25 protein-coding genes, 3 tRNA genes and 2 pseudogenes are annotated in these 22,089 nt (G+C 51.6%); 24 read left to right on the forward strand and 6 right to left on the reverse strand.

The annotated features are described in order from the left end of the window. The gene (locus C816_RS05550; protein ID WP_016321442.1) at positions 1–663 is read right to left on the reverse strand and encodes a ribulose-phosphate 3-epimerase; all 663 of its coding nucleotides are present in this window, start codon (positions 661–663) and stop codon (positions 1–3) included. 33 nt (positions 664–696) lie between these two features. Beyond that, positions 697–1,128 (reverse strand): annotated as a pseudogene (locus C816_RS05555) (FkbM family methyltransferase); the annotation flags it as partial. Between the two features lie 158 nt (positions 1,129–1,286). Here C816_RS05555 and istA point away from each other — a divergent pair. From istA to C816_RS05605, 12 genes and pseudogenes are all read left to right on the forward strand, one after another. Further along, the gene (gene istA / locus C816_RS23460) at positions 1,287–2,492 is read left to right on the forward strand and encodes an IS21 family transposase (protein ID WP_016320838.1); all 1,206 of its coding nucleotides are present in this window, start codon (positions 1,287–1,289) and stop codon (positions 2,490–2,492) included. Beyond that, the gene (gene istB, locus C816_RS05565; protein WP_016320839.1) at positions 2,485–3,282 is read left to right on the forward strand and encodes an IS21-like element helper ATPase IstB; all 798 of its coding nucleotides are present in this window, start codon (positions 2,485–2,487) and stop codon (positions 3,280–3,282) included. The genes istA and istB overlap by 8 nt, the downstream gene beginning before the upstream one ends. A gap of 108 nt (positions 3,283–3,390) precedes the next feature. Further along, entirely contained in the window at positions 3,391–4,773 is a 1,383-nt protein-coding gene (gene vanT / locus C816_RS05570) for a serine racemase VanT catalytic subunit (RefSeq protein ID WP_016321444.1), read from the forward strand. 224 nt (positions 4,774–4,997) lie between these two features. Beyond that, on the forward strand, positions 4,998–5,210 hold the full coding sequence (locus C816_RS05575) for a helix-turn-helix transcriptional regulator (RefSeq protein ID WP_040654959.1): 213 nt from the start codon (positions 4,998–5,000) through the stop codon (positions 5,208–5,210). Further along, positions 5,207–5,641, forward strand: coding sequence for a helix-turn-helix domain-containing protein (locus C816_RS05580; RefSeq protein ID WP_016321446.1), 435 nt, complete (start codon positions 5,207–5,209; stop codon positions 5,639–5,641). The genes C816_RS05575 and C816_RS05580 overlap by 4 nt, the downstream gene beginning before the upstream one ends. A 492-nt stretch (positions 5,642–6,133) precedes the next feature. Next, a complete protein-coding gene (locus C816_RS05585; RefSeq protein ID WP_016321447.1) occupies positions 6,134–6,541 on the forward strand; it encodes a hypothetical protein in 408 nt (135 codons plus the stop codon). A gap of 129 nt (positions 6,542–6,670) precedes the next feature. Next, positions 6,671–7,840, forward strand: coding sequence for a tyrosine-type recombinase/integrase (locus tag C816_RS05590; protein WP_016321448.1), 1,170 nt, complete (start codon positions 6,671–6,673; stop codon positions 7,838–7,840). After that, positions 7,798–9,231, forward strand: coding sequence for a tyrosine-type recombinase/integrase (locus C816_RS05595; RefSeq protein ID WP_016321449.1), 1,434 nt, complete (start codon positions 7,798–7,800; stop codon positions 9,229–9,231). The genes C816_RS05590 and C816_RS05595 overlap by 43 nt, the downstream gene beginning before the upstream one ends. Before the next feature lie 361 nt (positions 9,232–9,592). Further along, positions 9,593–9,868 (forward strand): annotated as a pseudogene (locus tag C816_RS24780) (site-specific integrase); the annotation flags it as partial. Positions 9,869–9,877: 9 nt separating this feature from the next. After that, positions 9,878–10,702: a tyrosine-type recombinase/integrase gene (locus C816_RS05600; RefSeq protein ID WP_242832142.1), complete on the forward strand. Its 825-nt coding sequence runs from the start codon at positions 9,878–9,880 to the stop codon at positions 10,700–10,702. 135 nt (positions 10,703–10,837) lie between these two features. Further along, positions 10,838–11,482, forward strand: a complete 645-nt coding sequence (locus C816_RS23465) for a hypothetical protein (protein ID WP_016321451.1) — start codon at positions 10,838–10,840, stop codon at positions 11,480–11,482. After that, positions 11,451–12,620, forward strand: a complete 1,170-nt coding sequence (locus C816_RS05605) for a helix-turn-helix domain-containing protein (RefSeq protein ID WP_016321452.1) — start codon at positions 11,451–11,453, stop codon at positions 12,618–12,620. The genes C816_RS23465 and C816_RS05605 overlap by 32 nt, the downstream gene beginning before the upstream one ends. Positions 12,621–12,786: 166 nt before the next feature. Here the strand turns inward: C816_RS05605 and C816_RS05610 are convergent. The 3 genes from C816_RS05610 to C816_RS05620 form a co-directional block, all read right to left on the reverse strand. Then, a tRNA-Val gene (locus tag C816_RS05610) sits at positions 12,787–12,863 on the reverse strand. A 60-nt stretch (positions 12,864–12,923) separates the two neighbouring features. Beyond that, positions 12,924–12,998 (reverse strand) — tRNA-Glu (locus C816_RS05615). Positions 12,999–13,168: 170 nt separating this feature from the next. Beyond that, a tRNA-Met gene (locus C816_RS05620) sits at positions 13,169–13,245 on the reverse strand. Between the two features lie 936 nt (positions 13,246–14,181). Here C816_RS05620 and C816_RS24465 point away from each other — a divergent pair. The 6 genes from C816_RS24465 (at position 14,182) to C816_RS05650 (ending at position 17,491) form a co-directional block, all read left to right on the forward strand. Then, positions 14,182–14,367 (forward strand): hypothetical protein, encoded by a 186-nt coding sequence (locus C816_RS24465; RefSeq protein WP_242832116.1) that lies wholly within the window; start codon positions 14,182–14,184, stop codon positions 14,365–14,367. 21 nt (positions 14,368–14,388) lie between these two features. Next, entirely contained in the window at positions 14,389–14,574 is a 186-nt protein-coding gene (locus C816_RS05630) for a hypothetical protein (protein ID WP_016321453.1), read from the forward strand. Positions 14,575–14,885: 311 nt separating this feature from the next. Beyond that, positions 14,886–15,668: a ZIP family metal transporter gene (locus C816_RS05635; protein WP_016321454.1), complete on the forward strand. Its 783-nt coding sequence runs from the start codon at positions 14,886–14,888 to the stop codon at positions 15,666–15,668. Further along, positions 15,652–16,563, forward strand: a complete 912-nt coding sequence (locus tag C816_RS05640) for a ketopantoate reductase family protein (RefSeq protein WP_242832117.1) — start codon at positions 15,652–15,654, stop codon at positions 16,561–16,563. Before C816_RS05635 ends, C816_RS05640 begins: the two co-directional genes overlap by 17 nt. Positions 16,564–16,580: 17 nt before the next feature. Then, the gene (locus C816_RS05645; RefSeq protein ID WP_016321456.1) at positions 16,581–17,249 is read left to right on the forward strand and encodes an L-2-amino-thiazoline-4-carboxylic acid hydrolase; all 669 of its coding nucleotides are present in this window, start codon (positions 16,581–16,583) and stop codon (positions 17,247–17,249) included. Further along, on the forward strand, positions 17,243–17,491 hold the full coding sequence (locus C816_RS05650) for a heavy-metal-associated domain-containing protein (protein WP_016321457.1): 249 nt from the start codon (positions 17,243–17,245) through the stop codon (positions 17,489–17,491). Before C816_RS05645 ends, C816_RS05650 begins: the two co-directional genes overlap by 7 nt. Positions 17,492–17,568: 77 nt before the next feature. Here C816_RS05650 and C816_RS24785 read toward each other — a convergent pair whose 3' ends face one another. Further along, complete coding sequence (locus tag C816_RS24785; RefSeq protein ID WP_242832146.1) at positions 17,569–17,712, reverse strand: hypothetical protein; 144 nt, start codon at positions 17,710–17,712, stop codon at positions 17,569–17,571. On the opposite strand from C816_RS24785, the gene C816_RS22465 reads away from it, so the two are divergent. From C816_RS22465 to C816_RS05685, 6 genes are all read left to right on the forward strand, one after another. Beyond that, the gene (locus C816_RS22465; RefSeq protein ID WP_242832143.1) at positions 17,650–17,793 is read left to right on the forward strand and encodes a class I SAM-dependent methyltransferase; all 144 of its coding nucleotides are present in this window, start codon (positions 17,650–17,652) and stop codon (positions 17,791–17,793) included. The genes C816_RS24785 and C816_RS22465 overlap by 63 nt on opposite strands. 364 nt (positions 17,794–18,157) lie before the next feature. After that, the gene (locus C816_RS05665; protein WP_040654659.1) at positions 18,158–18,427 is read left to right on the forward strand and encodes a hypothetical protein; all 270 of its coding nucleotides are present in this window, start codon (positions 18,158–18,160) and stop codon (positions 18,425–18,427) included. Between the two features lies 1 nt (position 18,428). Next, positions 18,429–19,043 (forward strand): acyl-CoA thioester hydrolase/BAAT C-terminal domain-containing protein, encoded by a 615-nt coding sequence (locus C816_RS05670; RefSeq protein ID WP_016321459.1) that lies wholly within the window; start codon positions 18,429–18,431, stop codon positions 19,041–19,043. A gap of 12 nt (positions 19,044–19,055) precedes the next feature. After that, a complete protein-coding gene (locus tag C816_RS05675; protein WP_016321460.1) occupies positions 19,056–19,877 on the forward strand; it encodes a class I SAM-dependent methyltransferase in 822 nt (273 codons plus the stop codon). 102 nt (positions 19,878–19,979) lie between these two features. Beyond that, positions 19,980–20,594, forward strand: coding sequence for a TetR/AcrR family transcriptional regulator (locus C816_RS05680; RefSeq protein ID WP_016321461.1), 615 nt, complete (start codon positions 19,980–19,982; stop codon positions 20,592–20,594). Between the two features lie 110 nt (positions 20,595–20,704). Further along, positions 20,705–22,078 (forward strand): MATE family efflux transporter, encoded by a 1,374-nt coding sequence (locus C816_RS05685; protein WP_051147034.1) that lies wholly within the window; start codon positions 20,705–20,707, stop codon positions 22,076–22,078. The last annotated feature ends 11 nt before the right edge of the window (positions 22,079–22,089 follow it).

The raw sequence follows: 22,089 nt of genomic DNA on the forward strand, positions 1-22,089 counted from the left end.
TCAAAACCGCAGTTCCCGTATATCCTGCAGAATGTCCCCGTAAGGGCGGCCCTTCCCAAAGAGAAGGGAGGTCCCCAGGACAAAGCCGTTAACGCCCCGGGGGGCGTACTCCTGGATCTTGTCCGCCGTACAGGCGCCGTCCCAGTAGAGCTCAAAATCCATGTCCTTTTTCAGCGCCAAGAGCTTTGTGATTTTTTTCCCTACATAGGGAAGGAACATCTGTCCCGCGTTGCCGGGATTTACCGACATCACCAGAACCTTTTTCACGATCCGCAGCATCTCGGTAATGGTTTCCGCCGAGGTGCCGGGATTGATGGCGATTCCAGGGATCATTCCGGCGTCAATAATGGCCTGTAGGGTGGTGGAGGGATGGTATTCCGCCTCCAGATGGATGTACACCGTATCGCCCGGCCGGAGATTTTTCAAAAACAGGCCGACGCGGTTGTTGGGATGCTCGATCATCAGGTGGACATCCAGAGGTACAGAGGACGCCGAGGCGATATAGCGCATATCGTTCAGAGACATGGCGAAATTGGCGACAAAGCGCCCGTCCATAATGTCGATATGAAAGGAGTCGATGCCGCCGTCCTCCAACTCCCGGACCTCCTGTTCCAGATGTCCGTAATTGGCGCACATCATAGATGCCATCAGTTCAAACTGCATAAATGTCCCCTTTTCATATTATCTTTTAGTGGTTTACGGCCGCACCGCGTAGAGAACGGTTTCCACGTTGCTGTTGGAGTGGTGACGCACATACAGCTTATATTCTGGAACCAACGATTTGATATATAAGGGAATTTCCAGCATATCCTCCGGTTTATGATAGATACATATTGCCAGCTTTGGTTTGTTACGTTGGATTGTCTTTTTCGCACCTTTCAACGCCTCCAGTTCAGAGCCTTCAATATCCATTTTGATCATGGTGACTTTCGGATTTTCCTTTTCGACGATCTCGTCAATGGTGGCAACAGGCACAACGATTTCGCCATCGTCACACACATGAGAAACACCGTCGTTTGTGGCCTTAAAGTGAAGTGTTGTCCGTTCGCTCCAGGCTCCAACAGGAAACAGCTCTGCTTCGTCTACGTGGAATCGCGCTTTCTTTTCCTGGCAAACCGCATAAGATTCTGGATCTGGCTCTAAATGTCAGCGCCAGTGATAAAATGTAAGAAAACGCCGAGGAAAAAATGTAGTTTAGTGGCGGAGGTGAAGGGAAAAAGATAGACTCCCAATCAGGGCGAGAAAGAGCCCGGAAAGGGAGTCAGAAAATGAAAGGAGCACAGTGGATGGATATCCGAAGCGACAGACAAAAAGGGCTGAGCTATGTGGAGCTGGGACGGAAGTACCACATGGACCCGCGGACGGCAAAGCGGTACGCGGAATCGCCGCAGAAGCCGGAGTACACATTGAGCGAACCCAAGCCAACAAAGATGGACCCGTACAAGCAGATCGTGGACGAGTGGCTGGAAGAGGCGCCGTATTCAGCGTTGCGGATACTGGAGAAGCTGCGGGAGATGGGGTTTGACGGAGGTTACAGTATTGTCAAGGCGTATGTGAGCAGCCGGAAGATGGACTTGAATGAGAAAGCAACGGTGCGGTTTGAGACGATGCCAGGAAAGCAAGGGCAGATGGACTGGGGATTCTTCGAGGATCACCTGGTATACGAGGACGGAAAGTGGAAGAAGCTGTACTGCTTTCTCATGATTCTGGGGTACTCAAGGATGCGGTACATCGAATTTGTCACAGATATGAGCACAAACACGTTGATACGGTGCCATCAGAACGCGTTTCGGTATTTCGGAGGCTACCCGGAGGAGATTCTGTACGATAACATGAAGCAGGTAGTCATCAAGCGGCTTTTGAAGCAGGAGGACTCCACACTAAACCGGCAGTTTGAGGACTTCGCGGGATTCTATGGATTCAAACCCATCCTGTGCCGGCCATATCGTGGTCAGACGAAAGGAAAAGTGGAGCGGACGGTGCAGTTTGTGCGGGACAACTTCATGGTCGGGATCAAGTACAACAGCCTGGCAGATTTGAATGGACAAGCCTTGGCTTGGTGTAATAAGGTCAATGGCAAAGTCCATGCCACCACCAACGAGATTCCCTTTGAGCGGCTGCAAAAAGAGGGGCTGAGTCCTCTTTCCCGTGAGTACATCATCGACAAGATCAACCTTAGGCGGGTACAAAAAGACTGCCTCATCTCATACGCCGGGAATCAGTACTCCGTGCCAGCGGAGTACATCGGCAAAGATGTGGCAGTCGTGGCCCTCGACAGTATGCTGGCCGCCTACTATGAGGGAAAGCAGATCGCTCTGCATCGAATATCGTATCAAAGGAAGGACATGGTTGTCAATCCTCAGCACTATAGAAGGATTACGCTGAAACAGACAATAGATGCGGAAAATGTTCTGCTGGAACAGGGCAAAGTAATAGATTTCCCCTTGAAGCCCTCCGATTTATCCAGATATGACGAGGTGCTGTATGACTGAATTTACTATGGACAGGCTGAGGGAAAACCTGGAAGCCCTTAAAATGAAAAACACCCTGGAGATTCTGGACAACTACCTGGAACGGGCGGTGGCGGACAAGCTCAACATTGTGGAGGTTTTGGATCACATTTTCTCAGAAGAAGCCAAATCCAAGCGGAGACGGGCCTATGAGAAGCAGATCCAGATGTCTGGCTTTCCCATTAAGAAAACCCTGGACGACTTCGATTTCTCTTTCCAGCCCTCCATCGACAAGCGCCAGATCGATGAGTTGGCTACCATGCGCTTCCTGGAAAACGGGGAGAATGTGGTCTTCCTCGGCCCGCCCGGCGTGGGCAAGACCCATCTGGCCTCCGCTTTGGGCCTGGTGGCGGCACAGCACCGTTTCTCCACCTACTACATCAACTGCCACCAGCTCATTGAACAGCTCAAGAAGGCCCATTTTGAGAACCGTCTGCCGGACAAGCTCAAGGTTCTGGCCAAGTACAGGATGCTCATCATCGACGAAATCGGCTACCTCCCCATGGACATCCAGGGTGCAAACCTGTTCTTTCAGCTCATTGCCAGGCGGTACGAGAAAACATCCACCGTCTTCACCTCCAACAAAACCTTCTCCCAGTGGAACGAGGTCTTTGCCGACGTCACCATCGCCTCCGCCATCCTGGATCGTGTACTGCATCACTGCACCGTTATCAACATCAAGGGTGAGTCTTACCGCCTGAAGGAGCGCAAGGAATTTATGCGCCAGAAACAGCAAATCGTAAATACTCTTTTCCTGCAAGGAAATAACTGATTCTGTTACCCCCCCCCGCCGAAAAACTACAAAATTTCTTCGGCGTTTTCTTACAATTTCAAATTGGCGTTGACACTCCATCGGTCAGGTATTCAAAGACACGACAGTATGTATTTTTTCTTCCCGTTCCTGATGATATTCCTGTTTTCTCTGCTGTTGGAGGCAAATCAGGGGGAGCGGCGCGGTTTACGTCAGTTGACAACCGTAGTGTATCTGATCCATCCCTGGTGTCTTGTGCTGGTGCGGAGAGCAGCAAAAATTGTCGGGCTGACCGGCCTGCTGGTGGAAAACACAGTTGTGCTTTTTATCCTGATCTTGGTATCCAGCTTTTTGCTGTCGCAGATGATATTGCTGATCCAGCCGCCCCGTCCTGTTCAGACTGGACGGGCCTGGATTGAACTGGATCGGGCCGCGCTACGTCACAATGTTCAGCAGTTACAGTCTATACTCCCGGAGGGCTGCGCCCTTATGCCAGCGGTCAAGGCTAACGCTTACGGACACGGAGCGGTGCTGATTGCAAAAGAACTGAACCGCCTGGGTATCACAGCTTTCTGCGTGGCAACAGTGACGGAGGGGGCGGAACTGCGGCGGGGTGGTATCAAGGGGGAAATCCTGGTGCTGGGCTATACCCACCCGGAACAGTTTTATATGCTGCGAAGATACCGGCTGACACAAACAGTCGTTGATTTATCCTACGCCCGACTGCTGAACACCTACGGAAAGAAGATCAAAGTCCATTTGAAAATTGACACGGGTATGCACCGATTAGGGATACCGGCAGACCGAAAAGAAGAAATTGCCCGTGTATTCAGTTACAGAAACCTTGTCATAGCAGGTATCTTCACCCATCTGTGTGCCGCTGATGTGAGGACAGCGGAACAGGAAAAATTCACGCTGGGACAGGCGGCGGCGTTCGACCGTGTGATCTGCGATTTGAATAAGCGGGGTCTTAACTGTGGCAAAATCCATCTGCTGTCCAGTTATGGACTGCTTCAATACCCGGAGCTGGCGGGGGACTATGCCAGAATAGGGATTGCCCTTTGCGGTGTGTTGAGCCAGGGAGCAGATATGGAAAACTGCCGGATAGACTTACGGCCTGTTCTGTCGGTGAAAGCGCGTGTTGCGCTGGTAAAAGATTTGTATGCAGGGGAAACCGCTGGTTATGGATTGGGCTATATCGCCGAAAGCAACCGAAAGATTGCCGTCCTGTCTATCGGGTATGCGGACGGGATCCCCCGCGACTTGTCCTGCGGAAAGGGCCGGGTCTTAATTGCAGGATCGGAAGCTCCCATCATCGGCTTGATCTGCATGGATCAACTGCTGGTGGATGTTACGGACATTCCAGATGCCGCGGCAGGTGATACGGCGGTGCTGATTGGAACGTCCGGCAGTCGGCAGATTACCGCCTGTGACCTTGCGGAACAGACCGGGACAATCACAAATGAAATATTAAGCCGATTGGGGAATCGATTGAATCGAATTATCATCTGAGCCGCCAAAATAAAGAAGAACAACCACCTATCAGATACCCCTCAAATCTTCCGATACGATCACCCGCCAAACTCAGCTCTGGCGGGTGATTTTTTCACCGCAAAACTTTTTCTGAAAAGAAAATGTCGCTTTCAGCCGCTGGAGGTTGTGGTAGAAGGATGAGGGAGTCAGCGCATAAGGGCAGAGGAAAAACTGACTCAACAGAAAGGGTTGGCAAGTACAACATGAAAGAATCTAGCTACAAGAACTACGATGAACTGCCTCTGTTCCTGAACGCAGCAACGGTGGCAAAGGTGCTGGGTGTCTCACCGTCCAGCGGGTACGAGTTGATGCATGAGCCAGATTTCCCGGTGCTGAAAGTTGACAGCAGGCTCGTAGTACCCAAAGAGAAATTCGTGGAGTGGGTGTCACAGCACGCTCAGGGAGGTGCAGATTGAAGTACACACCGTGGCCCAAGCGTGATCCGATCAAGAACTACTTCCAGCTGCCCAACGAGATATTCCTGTTGGGTCTGTCACCCGGTGCTCTGGCCGTCTACTCTTATCTGATCTGCTGTGAGAACCGAAACACCTACCAATGCTGGCCCAGCTACAAAACTATCGGCAGAGCGGTGAGGATGAGCGCCAACACCGTCCGCAAGTATGTGTGTGAGCTGGAGGAGCGCCAGCTCATCAGTACAGAAAGCACGACCGTCACCACCAGGGATGGTCTGAAGCGCAACGGCAACCTGCTCTACACCATCCGTCCAATCCAACTGGCGCTCGATCAGTTCTACGAACAGCAGCTGACGCAGATGGACATGGCGGCTGAACGTCAGCGAGTCACAACGGCACTCGCACTCCGCAGCGATAGCGCGCACTCAGCGTGACAGCCTGTGCGCCGCTGTGTGGCCTCGCTGGTACCCAGAGGGTAACAAAGCCGCCGCTCACCGCAGATGCGGTTGTGTCCAAAGCGTGTGGCCTGTGTGCGCCATCCAACAAATTCAGCACAGCCGAAAGTGGCAGGTGAACCGGGGGGTCGAAAAAAGTGCAGGATAAAGGCCGGGGGTCGCTTACGCGCCCCCCGGCCAGCCACACCGCCCCGCAGAGCGGGTCGAGGCTTTTCCATAGGTGGTCGGAATTTCAACTTTTTGCTGTGGCAGATGGTCGTTGTCAGAAAATTCAGAGAGGAAATCGCCTGGTTTCAGCATCCCACAAGATGGCTGTCACAGGTGGTTTTCAGAAATTTTGCGGGAGTCAGTGCGGGGGTCATTTTTTACCCCCTGGGGGCAAGTCGGGGGTCAGTTTTTCCTCTGTCCTTACAGCCGCCGCAAAATCGGCGGGTCAAGGCGGGGATATTTGCGAATTTCAGGAGGAGCATCATGCCGAGAGAGAAATCAAGTCCTCACCGCAAATCTCTCCCTGAGACACAACAACTCGTCAAAGAGATGTGTCCTCGAGACAACTACCGTACACAAAACGAGTTCATCGAGAAGGCCATCCGGTTCTACGCCGGCTACGTCTCCGGTCAGGATACCACCGCTTATCTCCCGCCCGCACTGGCGTCCGTCCTGCGCGATACGGTTCAGGATACGGAGAACCGCGTCTGTCGTCTGCTCTTCAAGCTGGCGGTTGATCTGGACATGATGATGAATGTGCTGGCGGCAGGAATGGAGATTCCCGATGAACAGCTCAAGGCGCTGCGGGGACGGTGCGGCCAAGACGTGAAAAAAACCAGCGGCAACATTTCGCTGGACGACGCTGTCCGTTACCAAAGAGGTGGTCTGTGATCACCCGTACCCTGTTCAAATTCTGCGCCGCAAAACAAAGAATAAAAGTCCTCGAAAAAAGTAGTAGCTATTCCCCGCGAAGTGTGGTATGTGTTGGTGTTGCAGAATCGGAGAAAGGAGATGATACTCATGGCAAAGCGCAGACCATCCGGCGACGGTATGGTTCGCAAGCGGGACGACGGTCGGTGGGAAGGACGCATCGTGGTAGGCCACAAGGAAAACGGCGACTCTATCTTCCGGTACGTCTATGCTCCCACGCAGAAGGAACTGTCCGCGAAGCTCCGCCAGCACATCGACAGCTACCAGGGTGCCGACCTGACGGAGCAGAGCAGGATGACCTTGAGTGAATGGCTCAATCAGTGGCTGGAGAACATGGCGGATACTCTGCGGCCCAACACGCTGAGGAACTATCGCAGCTACATCGAGAACCACATCCGCCCCAACCTGGGAGACAAACAGCTGGCTCGAATTACACCGAAGGATGTGCAACGGTTCTACGAGAAGCTGAGTGATTGTCTGGCCAGCAGTACGGTGCGCCGCATCCACACCACGCTCCACGGTGCGCTGAAGGCGGCACAGCAGGCTCACCTGATCGCCAGCAACCCGACTGAGCAGATCATCGCTCCCAGGTTCAGCTATGGAGTAAAGCAGATACTGACGGACGAGCAGCTGGATGTGTTCATGAAGGTCATCGCAGAGGATGAAATCTGGTGTGACTTCTTCTATGCCGAGCTGACCACTGGTCTGCGGCGGGGTGAGATCTGCGGGCTCAAGTGGGAGGACTTCGATGAGGTCAATGGTACACTGAAAGTCTGCCGTACCGTCTACCGGGAAACTGGTGGCGGGCTGACTGCCGGGGATACCAAGACCAGCGCCGGCGTCCGGAAAATCATGCTGCCAGCCAGCACAGTACAGGTCTTCCGTGAACGAAAAAAGTCCGCACTGACCGAGTGGATATTCCCCAACCCGCTGAAGCCGGAGCAGCCTGTCAATCCTGGCTCAGCATACCGCCGGTTGAAGATTCTGCTGAAGCGGGCTGGCCTTCCGAACATTCGCTTCCACGACTTGCGTCACACCTTCGCCACTCACGCTCTGGCGTCGGGCGTGGACGTGAAAACCTTGTCCGGCATCCTCGGTCACACCAGAGCAGCGTTCACGCTGGACACCTACACCCACACCACTGGCGATATGCAGAAACGAGCCTCGGAAGTGGTAGGAGATTTTCTGACAGACATTTTTGGAGAGGAGTTGAGACCGTGGGAAGAAAGCGCAAAAGCGGCGAGGGTACAGTCCGTCTGAGAAAGGACGGGCGCTGGGAGGGGCGGGTGGTCGTCGGTTACGATGACAAGGGCCTGCCAAAAACAAAAAACGTGCTGGCCATGACCAAGACGGAGTGCGTGGCGAAACTGGAATCGCTGAAAGAGTCCGTGACTCCCGCAACCGCCGTTAAGATCAGGGCGGATATGCCCTTCGGCGAGTGGATGGAATTCTGGTACGAAAACTACAGCAAGCCAATGCTCCGCCCCAGTTCCCAGCGATCCTATGAGGACTTTATCAGGCTCTACATCCGCCCCAAATTGGGCAGTGTTCCTCTGAACAAGTTAACGATGAATGACCTCCAGCGGTTCTTTAACTGGATGAGAAAGGATGGACGTACGCTACATGGAGAAACCAGAGGCGGTGGTCTCTCGGACAATATGGTGCGCAACTGTCACAGTCTCTGCCGCAGGGCGTTGGAAAAAGCTGTGGCAGAGCGATTGATCGTAAAGAATCCAATTGAGGGATGCAAGGCCCCGCCCATCAGACGGGAGGAGATGCAGCTGCTCACCAGGGAGGAGCTGCAAAGACTGCTCATCCAGGCCAAAGACGAAGGTTACTACGAGGTGTTCCTGCTGGAACTGACCACTGGCCTCCGAGTAGGAGAATTGATGGCGCTCCAGTGGGACGATCTGAATTTCAAGACCGGAGAACTGAGGATTGAACGGCAGGTTTATCGAACCAAAGAGGAACTGCTGATCCAGGAACCCAAGACCAAGGCATCTATCCGAACCGTGATTCTTCCCCCGCCTGTGGTCGAGGCGCTGAAGGAGTACAAGAAAACCGTCTCCTCCCGATGGATGTTCCCCTCGCCCAAAAAGGAGGACGCTCCGCTGGCTCCAGCAGCCGCCAGCCACAGGCTGAGCAAAATCCTGACTCATGCGGGGTGCAAAAAGGTTCGCTTCCATGACCTCCGGCATGTTTTCGCCACCAACGCTTTGGAACATGGGATGGACGTGAAAACGCTGTCCACCATCATCGGTCACGTCTCCTCCGCCACCACGCTGAACGTCTATGCCCATGTCACTGATGATATGCAAAGGCAAGCCGCCACAAAAATCGACCGGGGCATTGGTAGAGCGGAGACTCCCACAGAAAGCTCCCAGGCAACAACCAGCCACACCATGACGGCCTTCAAGGCTCAGCGGGGCAAGCGCCGTTACTGGGGCAGCGGATACTTGGGGCGGACCAAAGGTGGGCGCTGGAACGGAAGGTACACGGTGACCTGGCCCGATGGAACAAAACGCACCCGGGACATCTACGCTGACTCAGAGGAAGAATGCGAAAAGTTGCTGGCGGTAATGATAACCGAGATGAAAACGGAGGTAGCCGCCGAAAGGGAGCGGCTGAGGGCAGAGAGCAAGGCTGGTTGAGAACTGCGGCCCACCGGGACACCCCCGGTGGGCCAGTTTTTCTCTGTCTGTGGGCAAATATGTGGTCAGAGAGTGTTCAGCCGTACCCAACAAGCAGAAATTGTCACGAAAATGGCAGGACTGAATCAGATAATGCAGATTTTCATGGCCATAAATCAGCCCTTATCCTCAGAGCAGCGTGTGCGCTGGTACAGACAAAGATAAGAGCTTTTTCCTCTGAGGCAATTTCAAACTTTTTGATAACTGTAAGAAACCCGCTGGATATTGAGGCCAGCAGATGGTAATATGTGTCGTTAAAGGAGGCGATGCAATATGGCGAAGCGCAGAGCTAACGGCGAAGGGAATATTCGTAAACGTTCCGATGGGCGCTGGGAGGGCCGATACAGCCGCTGGCTATAATCCCGAGTCCGGCAAGCGAATCATCAAGAATGTTCTAGGCCGAACCCAGGCTGAGGTCAAAGAGAAATTGAAAGTAGCTATTGCTGAGGGCCAGCGCTTAGATATCTCCAAAACTGGAAATTATACGGTAGCATCGTGGGTGCGAACGTGGTACGAGGTATACGCAGAACCCCGTATCCGTCCAAACATACGGGAGTACTACACAAACTATATTGAGAACCACATCGTTCCGGGCATCGGCAGAATCATGCTGGACAAGCTGACGACCATTCAAATCCAACGGTTCTACAACAACCTCCAGAAAAATGGCCGGGTTCAACGAAAAGGATATCCAGAGTTGAAGGATAAAAGCCTCAGTCCTCGGGTGGTTTGCGGCGTCCACACGCTGCTGAGCAATTGCCTGGACCAAGCAGTAGCGGAACACCTGATTTTATCCAATCCCGCCCAGGGCTGTAAGCTGCCGAAGCTGGAAAAGAAGGAGATGCGCATTCTTCCGCAGGAGAAGATCGGTATGTATCCGGCAGAAGCAGACCGGCGGGGCCTTTTGGCCGCATTCTATCTGGAGCTAACCACCGGCCTTAGAAGGGGAGAGTTGCTGGCCCTCTGCTGGACAGGCTTGAATGCCGAGACCAAGACGATTTCCGTTACAAAACAGGTTAACCGTATCAAGGGAGAGTTGGTGGTCAGCCCTCCGAAAACGCAAAACTCTGTTCGGACGCTGGCGATTCCTCAGCAGGCTGTGGACCTCCTGATAGAGGAACACAAGAAGCATCCAGGTAATCCGTATATGTTTCCGTCGCCAAAAACCGGAACGATGTACGACCCAGATGCATTCCGGCGGACTCATGACAAAATCCTGAAAGCAATAGGTGCAGAACATGTGCGTTTCCACGATATGCGACATCTTTTCGCAACTCTGTCCTTGAAGAACGGTGTAGATGTAAAGACCCTCTCTGGTGCCCTGGGACATTACTCAGCGGGCTTCACGCTGAACACGTATACCCACGCCACGGCACAGATGAAGCAGGATGCGGCGGACACCATTGGAATGGTCATCAGTGGAGAAATGTAATTTTTTACATAGCATGGAAAAAAGCGGGACAGATTGTAATCTGTTCCGCTTTTAAGATGTGATTTTTGAAGAAGTACTTTACAAAAGCGGGATATTAGTGTAAAATGATTTACATTCAAAGAAAGGAGCTTACTCATGCCTTCGATCTACGACGATTTCTTAGCGCGAATTCCTAAGAAGCTACTAGTGAGCCTCAGTAATGGTTGTACTCTAGGAGATAAGGCCTTCCAACAAGTGATGGAAAGTGATGGATCCTTACTGAATAGTCCGTATATGTATGGATTGAGGTCTAGAATCCATGATAAAGCTGTTCAAATGTATATGCATGATCGTGTAGAAGGTGGTGGCTTAGCAAGGGTTTACTGTAAAAACACGGGATTTGGAAATAGAGTTGCGACGATATGCGGAGATGGATACTCTCTGATGCCGTGTCACATTTCGGAAAGGAATACCTTGCCGCCATCAGCGAAGTATAAAATTAAAGCGTGTGAGAATAATCCTGGCCACGATTATGGGCAGTTGAATTTGTTCACACCGCCATATGCAAAGTCGTTTTCGTCTGTGAACTTTTTTGTGACAACATTTTTCGACGGAATGGTAACAGAGCCGACAGTAATTTTACCGGATAGAGATTTTTCAAAAATATTATGTAGTTGGTCAATACCTGCAATAATTGCAGCTGAAATGCCAAAAACTGAAGAGGTTTATCAGGAGAGAATAATGCCTAAACTTCTTTCTGAGGTGCAAAATGAAATTAAAAACAGTCAGGGAGAAATGTGAGTTTTTGCCTATTCCCATTCGAATAAAAGAAGCAAGAGAATATAATCGCCTGCGAGTAACAGAACTCGCCGATATGATTGGCAAAACACGACAGGCAGTATCTCAGTTCGAAAATGGTACGACAAAACCTACACCTGAAGTCTTATCTAAAATTGCTGAGGTGACTGGCTTCCCGATAGCGTATTTTTTTAAATTGCCGAGACCTCAGCAGGCGACCATGTCGCAAATACCCTTGTATAGAGGATCCAAGACAAAGACGGAGAACTTGAAAAGATCATACGAAATAGCTGCAATGTGGTCTGCTGATATCATTGAGTATCTTAAAAAATATGTTGTACTGTTAGATGTCAACTTACCGAAAGATCTTGAGTTTGATCCATTTTCTAAAATTGATATTTGTCAAAGAATAGAGAATATAGCTGAGGATCTAAGAAACAAATGGGGGCTTGGAAAAGGGCCTATTCACGATTTAGCTGGAATTTTGGAAAACAACGGTTTCATTTTTTCTAAAATTCCTAATAAGGTGAAGGAAGTAGAGGCATTTTCCTTATGGACAGAAGGAGTACCTCATATTTTTTATGAAGGAAACCGGAATACTTCTGCCAGCTATATGTTTAGTATTTGTCATGAACTTGGTCATTTGCTTTTGCACACGGCTTTGCAAAAAGAAGAGATGGACAAGATGTATAAGGATTTAGAGTGGCAGGCTAGTTTTTTTGCAGGGGCTTTTTTGATGCCTGCAGAGACTTTTGGAAATGAATATATCACTAGCAATCTTAATTCCTTTATACAGATTAAAAAAAGATGGGGCGTATCTTTAGCGGCGATGATTATGAGAGCTTTTGCGTTGGGTGTAATTGACGAGCAACAAAAGAGTTACTTGTTCAGGCAATTGTCATCTCGGGGGTATAGGAGACACGAACCATATGATGATGAGTTAGTATTTATGGAGCCATCAATCATTTGTAATTCCATAACATTACTTATCGAAAGTAATGTTATAACTTTTGGCGATTTTATAGAAGATATTACGATTCCGATGGATGCCTTAACTGCTATATGTGTTTTGCCAGAAAGTTTTCTTAGAACGTATCTGGAGCCAATCAGATATCCACCCCATTTGCGACTGGTAAAGTAAAATTGGTTACATGAACTGCTACCGGGCAGATTTTCCTGCCCGGTACTCTTTTATTTCCCGTGTGGGTCAACTTGTGGGTCGGCCTGGTTACTAGCAAATTACTAACAAACAAAAAGTTGCGAAAACAAGAGAAAATCCTGAAACCATTGCGGTTTCAGGATTCTCTTGGTGGAGACTACTGGACTCGAACCAGTGGCCTCATGCGTGTGAAGCATGCGCTCTAACCAGCTGAGCTAAGCCTCCATTTTCCATATTTGGTTTTGCTGTCCCATAAGACGCCGCGCGTCACGGCATCTTATGGAATGGTGACCCGTACGGGATTCGAACCCATGTTACAGCCGTGAAAGGGCCGTGTCTTAACCACTTGACCAACGGGCCGTTATTAGAGCGAAATCCGCTCTATTCCGTATCCGCTCTTTGGCGAAAACTGTGTTGTGCTCTCTTGCTCCCCTCTGCTCTAACCCCGCCTTGTCAGGATCTCAACGCAACAGGTACAGAAGAACATTTTTTATAGAGTCCATGAAGCGCCCAGCGGCGCTCCATGGATTTGGTAGCGGCACCTGGATTTGAACCGGGGACACTGCGGGTATGAACCGCATGCTCTAGCCAACTGAGCTATGCCGCCATAACTCGCCCGTAACGGGCAAAAATTACTATACCAGAAGAGGCTGCTTTTTGTCAAGTCCTTCCGGCAAAAAAATCAAAAAAATTTTCCGTTATCTCCGACAGGCAGAAACATCCGGCAAATCCAGCCCCGCTTGACTAGGCCTTGTTTGAAAAAAGGCGGAATGCCCAACGGCGAGAGATTTTTTCGCCAGTTAAGGCAAATTTTTGCAGGCGGACTGACGCCCGGTAAGAAAATTTAACGCAGAGTGGCGGATAAAGATCCACCGTTTGGGCGTTTTGTCTTTTTTCAAACATGGCCTAGGGGTTGTTTGAAAGAATGAAACAGTAGTGCTAAATCAACAGGACGGCAATAGCGGCCATATAGACAAAAACGAGAAGAGAAGCATCGAGCTCGTTGTAGCTGGCAGCAATTCTGCAAAACCATTTGATTTTCTGGAAGAAGCACTCGACTAAATGACGTTCCTTGTATAAATGCCAATCCACAGGCCAAGGGTCAGAAACATTGATTTTGGGCGGAATCACATAGCTGGCCCCATGCCCTCAAAATATAGGTTTGGATGGACGCAGCTCCATAAACTCGGTCTGCCAATACGCCGCTGATGATGTTGACCTGTTCCAGCGGTTGGAAGGCATGAGTAGAATCGTGGTCACTTCCTGCTGAAGGAAGAAAAGCCACCGGATTTCTCAGGACATCCACGATCGTGTGTAACTTTGTATTCAGCCTGCTTCTTCTGCGGCCGATGCCTAAAATATCCTTTTCAGCGTACCGCCATCTTGTCGTTTGGCAAAAGGACATACACGGGCTGCCAGGGGCCACAAGCCTCCAGCAATTCCCGCCATTGTGCGCTACTCCGGACGATCCGGAGCGTCCCCTTCAACATTGTCCGGTATCCTTCCTGGGACGGCCTTTCTGGTGGTATCTGTGTAGATGTTTATGGTCGTGGCAACATCCGAAGTATCCCAACAGGCAGAGAAGACGGTCATGTTCTTGCAGGAAAACTGCCAGTGCGAAAATAAAGGAGATTTTGAACTGCAAAAACACATCGACGCTTACAGTCAGACACGGGAGATTTATGCAAATTATCGAAAATTGACCGGCCGAAAGCAGGCTGAATTTTAAGAACAGCATACCAGAGAAATCATGACCTGCCAAGCGGTGAAGCGGTACTTTGATTCTCTGAAACAGGAATATGCCGCTTTGCAGGCTGAGAACAAAAAGCGGTATCCAGAGTACAAGCAGGCCAAGGCAAACATGATAGAACTGCTCACTGCCCAAAACAACGTGGAACGGATTTTGGGTGTGGCGGAGAAAGAGAAAAATTCGTAACCGCCAGCAGGAGGTACATTGATTGATGATTTTTCTCTTCCTGCGGGTAACAGCAGACGTCGGAGGCGGCTTAAAAATCCGGGCGCAAGCGCGCCCGGATTTACAGGGATTTGGGGACAGTTAGCCACCAACAAGCACGCGCTGGGTATATACCGGCGCCTTGCTTGCCGGTACCCGGTACCAGTATGAGAACATTTGGCGCCAAGGTGATTCTTGTGGGGCATTTTTCTTGCGTGTTGGATTGACAACAGTAAGGGTTTGTTATAATATAAGTATAGTTAGTAATATCTAACTTTTGAATTGGAGGAAACATGACAGCAGAATTGATGCAGGGGATTTTACTTCCATTCTTTGGAACAGTGTTGGGAACTGCTTGTGTGTTTGTGATGCGCGGCACACTCCATATAACAGTCCAACGCGGCTTAACTGCTTTCGCGGCTGGGGTCATGGTGGCAGCATCCGTATGGAGCCTTTTGATCCCCGCTATGGAGCAGGCATCTGGCATGGGACACTGGGCATTTTTCCCGGCTGTGACGGGTTTCTGGTTCGGTATTCTGCTCCTGCTGGTACTGGACAGAACAATCCCTCATTTGCACCGGAACAGCGATGAACCGGAGGGGCCTCATACACAGTTGAAACGAACCACTATGCTGGTGCTGGCCGTCACCCTCCACAATATCCCGGAAGGTATGGCAGTAGGCGTGGTGCTGGCGGGTTGGATGGCTGGAAATGAGACGATCACCGTCACCGGCGCATTAGCCTTGTCGATTGGCATTGCGATTCAAAATTTTCCGGAGGGGGCCATTATTTCCATGCCGCTCCGGGCAGAGGGAGCCAGAAAGGGGAGGGCTTTTCTCTATGGCGTCCTGTCCGGTGTGGCGGAACCGCTGGCCGCTGTGCTGACCATTTGGGCGGCTGGCCCGATTCTCCCAGCGCTGCCTTATCTGCTCAGTTTTGCGGCTGGGGCTATGATCTATGTTGTGGTAGAGGAACTGATCCCGGAAGCATCTGCCGGGACGCACTCCAACATTGGGACGCTGTTCTTTGCGGCGGGATTTACCATTATGCTGGCGCTGGATGTGGCGCTGGGATAAGCGGGAACGCATGATGAGATTACTGATTTACGGTGCCGGGGTCATCGGCAGTTTCTATGCGGCGCTGTTCAGCAGAGCTGGATACAATACGACTGTGTATGCGCGGGGGAAGCGGCTGGAGATGCTGAAAAGGGCCGGTTTGCTATATGAACATGAGGGCCGACTTCATTCGGCTCATGTGGAGGTCATTGACCGTGTCGCGAATGAGGAGCACTTCGATTTTATCTTTTTAACAGTCAAAGAAAATCAGGTGCATGCTGCGTTAAGGGAGCTTCGTTCCAATTGCAGCCCGAATATCGTGACCATGGTAAATACCCTTGAGCCATATGGCAAATGGGAAGAACTCTGCGGGACGGGACGCATTATTCCCGCTTTTCCAGGCGCTGGCGGCAGCTTTCAAGGAGATGTTCTGAAAGCCGCGCTGACCCCGAAGATCATCCAGCCTACGACCTTCGGGGAAATAGACGGAAAGAAAACAAAGCGACTGCAGGAAATATCCCTGCTATTGAGAAAAGCGGAGATCCCTTATCAGATCGCAAAAAATATGCACGATTGGCAGCTGTGCCACCTTGCGATGGTAGTCCCGATTGCCGACGCTTACTATGTGGCAGAGCATCCCAAAGAGGCATGGCGGGAGAAAGCGGTGATGCTCAATACGGCAAGGCGGCTGAAACGCAACTTCAAGACGCTTCATGCTCAGGGAATCCACCTCTCCCCTTGGAAGATGAACCTGCTTTGTCTTGCGCCCGTGTGGCTTTTGAAAGCCGGGATGACTGCGGTTTTCAAAAGCAGTTTTGGAGATGTGTTTATGTATCAGCATTCCATGAACGCGCCCGATGAAATGCGGCAGCTGCACACGCAGTTTTATCGGTATATTGCGGATGCGGCAGAGTGAGGAACGGGGGGAGCGTGATGAAATATACCTGTTGCGAGCGGCTCATGTGGCACATCATCGCACCCGCCTCCCTCCGCTTTCTCTCGGCGCAGGGCTGGGATGTTTCCGATCTGAAAAAGAAGGCCAAAACGATTTACCGCCAAATGGCGGCACACACACCGGGCATCGGCGGGCTGAGCGGCAATTCCCTTCACATCTGCCTCGTGGCCGGGATGATCTGGCTGTCCGTCTATGAGGCGGCGGAGGGCAGAATGGGCGAGTCGTGCTTTGCAGGTATGGTGAAGGCCGGGATGGAAAGCCCCATGGTCAAAGCGTCCTTTACCGGAAAAGCAAAGACCTCCTTTACACGGACGGCACAGCAAAAGCGGGCAGTCAAGGCGGTGCGGGACAACGCCGCCCCCGGCGGGCCGTTCAACTGGCAGGCCGAGGTCATCCTGGGCCGGGACGCGGAGGAATACACCATCCTCTACCGCCAGTGCGGCTTGTGCGCCCTGGGCCGACAGGAGGGACTGCCCCACCTGGTGCCTTATCTGTGCGCGCTGGACACACTGTCCATCGACTGGATTGGAGGAAAGCTCCGCCGCACCAAAACGCTGGCCTCAGGCGGGGACTGCTGCGATTTTTATATCTGCAAAAAAGGTTCAAAATGGGACAGAGAGCATAAAACAGGAGGAGTATCATGCTGAAAATCACTGTGCAAGTAGACGGAATGATGTGTGGAATGTGCGAGGCCCATGTGAACGATGCCGTTCGCAAAGCGTTTCCGGTGAAAAAGGTCACGTCCTCCCACAGCAAGGGACAGACCGTTATCCTCACGGAAAACGACATTGACGAGGGCGCCCTGAGCGCTGCGATCAACGCCACTGGTTACGCGGTCAATGCGGTATCTAAGGAGCCCTATGAGAAGAAGGGGCTGTTTCACAGATGATCCGCCGCGTTGCGATTCAACACGACTACCAAGGTTTAGGCAAAGACGCTGCTCCAGGCGGATATTACCTGTCTGGACTACTCCCCGGACATGATGTCCACCGCCCGGCAGCGGACAAGGCGGCAGACCTGAACAATGTGCGGTTTCGGCAGGGCGATGTGAGAGCGTTGCCCTTTGAGAATGATAGCTTTGATCTGGCGCTGTCCCTCAATGGCGTTCATGCTTTTCCGGACAAAGAGGCAGCTTACCGGGAAATTCATCGCGTTCTTCGTCCGGACGGAATATTCTGCGGCTGCTTCTAGATGATATGGGCAGCCGCTGCCCCCGTTTAATCTCCAAAGCTCTTTACCTCGGCGCCAGAGGATATTCAGGCTGCGGTAACGGAACATAGGGAGCGGTTTCCAGGAGCAGAGCATTGGGGTTGTTTTTGCTCTGCGTTTTACTGTTTTTGGAAATCTCGAATTGGTATGACAGAATTGTGATTGGCCGGCTATGGGTGGCCGCAGTATGTTCTGGATTCTGCCCGGTATAGAAGATATTCCGTTTGTGAAGTCGTGGAGAGAGATTTTAGTGAAGCGGACGATCTTGTCTGTGATCTGGTTCGTTGTCGCGGCGGTGATTACACTGCTGGGTATTCTGATTTTCTGAGGAATGGGTGTGAAGCTAATGAATCGGAACGCAGCATATCGCGTCAAGACAGACGGTTTTCACGGTGATCTGTTTTGTCCTGTCCGGGACGCATATCCGGGAAAAGCGCTGATCTGCTTCAGCGGCAGCGATGGGAGGCTTGAGCTGACCCGGATGCTGGCGGCAGTCTTTCAAGCCCACGGGTTGACGGTCCTGGCGCTGGCCTATGTGATGGAGGAAGGGACTGCCCGATCAGTTTTACCATGTCCCCATCGACACGTTGGAGGCGGCGGCAAAGCGGCTGCATGATATGGGCTATGAAAAGGTGGGGCTGTGGGGAATCTCCAAGGGTGCGGAGCTGGCGCTGACGGCGGGAAGTCTCCTGCCGGGGCTTGTCAATGCGGTGGCAGCGGCAGCGCCGATCAGTACCGTTTGCCAGGGCTTCACAAAGAAAAAGGGTATCACGCTCTTGCCGGGGAGCAGTTGGAGGTTTCACGGAGAAGAACTCCCCTATACCAGCTTCGGGCTGAAAAAATTCCCGCTCGGCCATGTACTGCAAAAAAGCCTCATTGCGCGGGAGTTGACCATGTATGACCTCTACCTGCCCGTAGTACAGAAGCCGAACCCCGCTGCAGTAATCAAAGCGGAGAAGATCACCGGCCCCGTCCTGCTGATCTCATCCGGGATGGATACGATGTGGACCTCTGAACTGGCCGCGGAACAGGTGATGGACCGGCTGCGGCAGCATAGCTTTCCATACTTCTGCCAGCATTTGCGTTATGATTATGGCGGCCGCCTGTTTGTCCCGGTGGAATTTTGGATGACAAAACTTTTCAAGGGTGATCGGGGACAGAATAGGGAGCCAGGGCGAAAGGCCCGGATGGATTCGCTCACAAAAACGCTGGAATTTGTTTCGCAGTGGTAAGGCAGTGAAAAAATGGAACTAAAAGAAAATACAGTCCAGCAGACCCTCTGTTTGCCGCTCTGCGGACGGATGATCGCGGCACGAAAATACCCCGACCTGTTTCCGGATCGGGACGCGGAGCGTATTGTCCGCGAGTTGGGACAGGATATTTCCGGGCGGGCGATGTACCGTCTGCAATATATGTGGATCAACTGCGTCATTCGCCAGTACAATCTTGCGTGGGAGATCACCGAATATCTGAAAAAACACCCGAGGGCCGCTGTAGTGGAGCTGGGGGCGGGCCTTTCCTGCCTGCGGCGGCAGATGAGCAGCAACGCAAATCCCTGGTACTGCCTGGATATGGAGAACGTGATTGCCCTGCGGGAAAAACACATTCCCCCGGGAGAGCATGAACATAATGTGGTCTGTGACCTCGACGATTTTTCCTGGTTTGATAAAATCGACTTCAACCCAGCGGAGGGTATCGTCTTTACCGCCGGAGGGCTGTTCTACTATTTTGAGAAGGACCAGGTGCGCCGTCTGCTGTGCGCTATGGCGGAGCGGTTCCCTGGAGGCATGATTACCTTTGACGCAGTAAATTCCTTGGGACTGAAGGGTGTCAATGCAGAGGTAAAGCTGGCGGGAAATAACCGTACAAAATCCTTTTTCTCATTAGAACATCCTGAGAAGGAGCTGGAAAGCTGGTCTGACCGTATCATCAATGTGTCAGAGAAGGACTATGCGGACGGTTATCTGAAGGGCGGCTACCGAAAATCATTCATCACCCGTGTGTTCAACTGGACTATGCGGACATTCCATATGGGCTTTATGCTTCATGTGGAGTTCAAGCAGTGACATCCATAAAGACAAGAAGCTCTGTCATTTAGACTTGACAGAGCTTCTTGATTGTGCTAATATAACACTGTTATATACGGGCGTTATACGGGAGGCAGGTACATGGAAGAATACAGTGATACTTTGGGGCGTATTCAACAGGCGGCTATGGAGGAGTTTTTAGAAAAAGGTTTTGCGGACGCTTCCCTGCGGCAGATTGTCAAGAATGCCGGTGTGACCACTGGAGCCTTTTACGGCTATTATTCCAGCAAGACAGCCTTGTTTGCCGCTTTGGTGGAGCCTCACGCCGCCGCTGTGATGGGGATGTTTATGCGGGCGCAGACGGCATTTTCTGCGTTGCCGGAACAGGAGCAGCCCGCCCATGTGGGAGTAGAATCAAAGGACTGCGTGACAGAAATGCTCGACTACATCTACCAGCATCCAAAGCCGTTTAAGCTGCTGGTCTGCAAGGCTCAGGGAACCGGCTATGAAGACTTCATCCACAACATGGTCGAGATCGAGGTGGAGTCGACCCGGCGATTTATGGATGTCCTTCGCAGGCAGGGACAAAGAATGCCTGATCTGGACGATCAGCTCTGCCACATTATTGCCAGCGGAATGTTCCATGGGATATTTGAGGTCGTGGTTCACGATATGCCCTATGACCGGGCAAAACAGTATGTTCAGCAGCTCCAGGATTTTTTTCTTGCAGGCTGGCACAGCCTGATAGGGGTCTGAGACCCCTATCAATTTGCCAAATAGTTAGTAATAACTAACTATCGGGTATAAGAGAGTGTCCGCGGCGCTCTCTATATCATATATCATTTGCTTACAAGGAGGTTGTCATGATGACGCAGAAAACAGATACACGCACAAAATTGCTGACGGCTCCGCCGTTTCGGCTTATGCTCTCTCTGAGTATTCCCGCCATCATTGGGATGGTAGTCGTTGGTCTGTATAACTTTATGGATCGGGTTTTTGTGGGGCAGCTTATCAGCGAAGTGGCGATGGGGGCGGTTTCCGTTTCCTACCCCTTTACGTTGATTAACACCGGTGTTTCCACGTTGATCGGCGTTGGTTCAGCCTCGGTCCTGTCCCGCGCCATTGGGAAAAAGGACCAAATGACCGTTGACAAGATCATGGGCAATCTGATTGCCATGAATCTGCTCCTGGGAGCGGTTATCACAGCTCTCGGTATGATGTTCACCCGGCCGCTTTTGTCCCTGAGCGGTGCGGAGGGCGAGATTCTGAACCATGCGGAGCGTTATCTCCATATCATTTTCGCGGGTTCTCTGTTTGTCAACTTCGCGCAGTCTGCAAACATGATTATGCGCGGAGAGGGCATTTTGAAAAAAGCGATGCTGATTACCGGCACCGGAGCGGTTCTGAATATCATTCTTGATCCAATGTTCATTACGCTGCTGAATGCCCAGGGCAAGGGAATTGAGGGCGCAGCCTATGCCACCGTCGCCTCACAGATTGTAACCGCTGCGATTACACTGTGGTATTTTCTGATGAAAAGCAAGGTTGTCCGTATTCACGGGATTCGGCTGGAAACCTCTCTGATTTCTGAAATTTTGGGAGTAGGCTTCTCCGCCATGCTCATGCAGGTCATGACAATGGTCCAACAGACCACCCTGTACCATGTTGCGGCCAGACACGGCGGCGACACCTGGCAGATCATTTTGGGCGCGGCGCTGAGCATCCAGTCCTTTACGATGATTCCTCTGTGGGGAGCTGGTCAGGGGTTCCAGCCTGCCGCCGGAACGAACTATGGAGCAAAGCAGTATGACCGGGTGAAACAAATCACAAGGGCTTTTATGATGGGTGTTACAGTGCTTAGTTTGATTTTCTATATCCCCATCCAGCTTGCGCCGGAAACCATTCTATCCTGGTTCATCAAGGATGCCGGAATCGTCAGCCAAGGCGTGACGGACTTCCGCATCCTGTTCAGCACCTACATTGTGCTTGGCTTTGTCCTGATGGTGATTACCCTGATGCAGTCCCTTGGAAAAGCGTCCAAGGCAAGTGTGTTGGTCATAATGCGTCAGATCATTCTGTTTGTTCCCCTGGCCATCCTCCTGCCCCGGATTGGCAGTCTGGGTGTGCATGGCGTATTCCTCGCCCCGGCTGTGACTGATTTGATTATTTTGGTTCTGGCAGTCGTTATGCTGACTGGGGAGTTTCATGGCCTGTCCCGGCTGGCAGCGCAGAAAAAATAACTTGAGGAGGG

Source organism: Oscillibacter sp. 1-3, from assembly GCF_000403435.2.
In the GTDB taxonomy this organism is placed as follows: domain Bacteria; phylum Bacillota; class Clostridia; order Oscillospirales; family Oscillospiraceae; genus Oscillibacter.